The organism is Borreliella spielmanii, from assembly GCF_014201705.1.
GTDB lineage: Bacteria > Spirochaetota > Spirochaetia > Borreliales > Borreliaceae > Borreliella > Borreliella spielmanii.
In genome coordinates, this window is the sequence record NZ_JACHFA010000032.1 from 1 (window position 1) to 1,019 (window position 1,019).

Consider the following 1,019-nt stretch of genomic DNA (forward strand, 5'->3'; position numbering starts at 1 on the left):
AAAAGAACGCGAAAATGACTTTGAAAATAGAGTTGATTTTAGCTACAAAGAGGGAATATTAGAAGACTGTTTAGAAAAGCTAGGAAAAACAAAATCTAATATGTTTTTGGTCTTTGTTCATGATATTATTTATAAGCTTAAACAAGAGCTAAAACGAGGCCAAACGGTTGCTTTAAATAGTTTTGTAGTTGTATTATTTACGAGCATACACAGCTATGACAAGGGAGTTTACACAAGTAATAAGCTTGTTAATACAATAAAAGGTTTTTACAAACTTATATAGTCAAGCTATAGCAAAATGCAATAAATTAGTGAACTGCTATTTTTATAATCTTTGATTTAGAAATAGCAGCGAGCTAAATCAATAAAAGCCAACAAATATTAAATACTCTCTAGTAAATATTAAAAAGCTATCAGTTTATGTTAATAATTTGTTAAATTGCTTTACTATTTAGAGTAACAATTTGTTAACTTTGTTACTTTGGGGTTTTGCTTTTGAAAAAAGCTAAAAGATCTTTTGATGATTATGTTGCATATTTTAGACAAGGCTCACTAAATGATAAAGAAATAGCAGCTAGACTTGGAGTTTCTAGAGTAAATGTGTGGAGAATGAGACAAAAATGGGAGAGTGGAGAGATTTCTGTTAATGAGGACTCTAGAGTAACAATTAGCGAGGATACTTTTGAACACCTTGTAGCACAAACTTTTAAATCAGAAGTTAAAGCTAAAAAAGTTAAGGGCGAATTAGATTTAGAGCGCTCTAATTTAGAATTAGGATTTATAAGGGCATTCAAGCAATATTCTAGCATTGAACTTGCTAGTATGCTTTTAAAAATAGACGATTTAAGATTTAAAATTGACTTTTTAAATAAACAATGCAACAAAAAAAATACAAAATGTGTTAATGAAGAAATTAGTTCTTTGAAAAGTGAGCTTAATGATCTTATAAAGGAGTGTTCAATAAGAGAAATGGAGCTTTACTATGAATGTATGAGAAGACTTGCTGCTGCGCATGAAGT

General features: G+C 29.3%; 2 protein-coding genes. Both read left to right on the top strand.

The features are described 5' to 3' along the window. On the top strand, window positions 1-283 hold a 283-nt coding region (locus HNR35_RS05745; protein ID WP_183224562.1), incomplete at its 5' end, for a DUF643 domain-containing protein. A 212-nt stretch (window positions 284-495) separates the two neighbouring features. Continuing rightward, window positions 496-1,019: DUF603 domain-containing protein (locus tag HNR35_RS05750; RefSeq protein ID WP_183224564.1), on the top strand; the 524-nt coding region annotated here is incomplete at its 3' end.